The sequence below is a fragment of the Ferruginibacter sp. genome (assembly GCF_031430955.1).
Taxonomy (GTDB): domain Bacteria; phylum Bacteroidota; class Bacteroidia; order Chitinophagales; family Chitinophagaceae; genus Ferruginibacter.
In genome coordinates this window covers 1-1,713 of sequence record NZ_JANPCM010000296.1, presented here as the reverse complement: position 1 = coordinate 1,713, position 1,713 = coordinate 1, and the positions used below count along the sequence as shown (strand labels likewise).

Sequence of the window (1,713 nt, the reverse complement as noted above, 5' to 3'; positions counted from 1 at the left end):
GTAATTAAAATCTTTTTCGGGATTGGCTGCATTACCAAATGCAAATTTCCAGTTATTATCAAAATTGATATGCTGGCGTGATTGTGCATATGATGAGAGTGCTGGCAGTAAAAATGAGAGTACTAAAAAAAAAATACTGTTGATTTTTTGCATTTGCATATAAGTTGATTAGTTTATACTGAATATTGTAGTGTACCTGTAATCGAAGTTTATAAATATCGCATTAATTTTAAATTAATTTACATTAAATACTTACTGAAATGCAAATAATGCGGCAGTAGGTTTGCCTGAGTTATCAAAAGCACCCAAGGTGTATCCCTGCCAATTATTATAAGCTTGCGGTTCCCAATACAAAACACCCAATCCCCTGTTACCAGAAACGGATACAGTTTTTGATATTATATCTGCTAAAAAAGATTTGCAATCTGCTGCATTATCCCATGGCATACCCACTTCAACCACCATTACTTCCTTTCCATAGCGGGAAGCCATATCGTTCATATTAATAAGGCATTGTGTATTAATTGAAGACCAATTTGCAGCAGTGGGATAAAGTGACATGCCGATAACGTCATACTTTGCGCCATTTAATTGCAAGCCATCAAACATCCAGCGAAATAAGCTGTTGTCGTAACCGTTAGACACATGTACAATTACTTTTGCAGAAGGAAAAACTGCTTTTACTGCATCATAGCCGGCATTAATCATTTGTGCAAAAGCGGCCATGTTGGTAGATGCTTTTCCCTCGGGCCAAAGCATTCCATTGTTAGTTTCGTTACCTACCTGCACCCATTCTGGTGTTATCCCGCTGTTTTTTAATTGTGTCAATACATCGGTTGTATGAGCAGCAATTGAATTTTTTAATCCATTAACATCCTGCCCTGCCCAAGCAGCAGGTTTAGTTTGTTTACCCGGGTCGGCCCAACTATCGCTGTAATGAAAATCAATCATAATACGCATACCCAAAATTTTTGCACGGATTGCTTTTGCTACTACATCCGCAGCATTATTATAAGCAGGAGAAGGATTAACCCAAACACGAAGACGAACAGTATTCATGCCAAGAGATTTCATTAATGCGATACATTCCATTTCTGCACCTGCAGCATTGTAAAATTTTCGGCCCGAAGCTTCCATTTGTGTAAGCCAGCTTATATCTGCCCCTTTTGCAAAAGAAGAAGGTGTTGGCACTGGTGTTGGTATTATACCACCTCCTCCCCTTTCGGGCCTGCATGCTGCCAAAGCAAAAAATAAAATCAAAACAGTAATATTTTTTCTTATCATCTTTTAAAAGTATTTCATTTTTTTTATTATAGTACACCTTTACCAAATAGCTGCTGCTGTGAGCCTGGTAAAATTAAAAGACAGTTTACAGGTTCCATTTTCTGTTGGCGGTAGTGCTAAAACAAAACCCCCTCAACCTATGGGAATTTGAGGGGATTTTTTTACTTGCATTAAATTAAAATGCGGATAACTGGTGGAGCAGAGGGGAGCCCAATCGAACCCCTACTACGCCTGTTATCATTTATAAAGAACTGTAAATCTGCGTAATAAAAACAGAATTGTTTAATAAGCAAATTTTCCATTAATTATAATTATACTGCAATCTAAATTAAAAGTAAGTTGCCGAAACAATACAAGCTAATAATTAAATATTTTGACATTTCTTATTAAACACACAAACCTGTTTTCAAATCAGGTTTTTCAAAAGTA

Annotated in this window: 1 protein-coding gene; it reads right to left on the bottom strand. The window is 36.6% G+C overall.

The window, feature by feature from the left end:
- Positions 1-252 precede the first annotated feature (252 nt).
- Positions 253-1,284 carry a glycoside hydrolase family 53 protein gene (locus ACY65O_RS08390; protein ID WP_462220405.1) on the bottom strand — a complete coding sequence of 344 codons (1,032 nt, stop codon included), beginning with the start codon at positions 1,282-1,284 and terminating at the stop codon, positions 253-255.
- Between the last annotated feature and the right edge of the window lie 429 nt (positions 1,285-1,713).

Bases quoted from the DNA above. Each gene is read 5' to 3' on its own strand.
- ACY65O_RS08390 (WP_462220405.1), bottom strand. From the start codon at position 1,284: ATGATAAGAAAAAATATTACTGTTTTGATTTTATTTTTTGCTTTGGCA.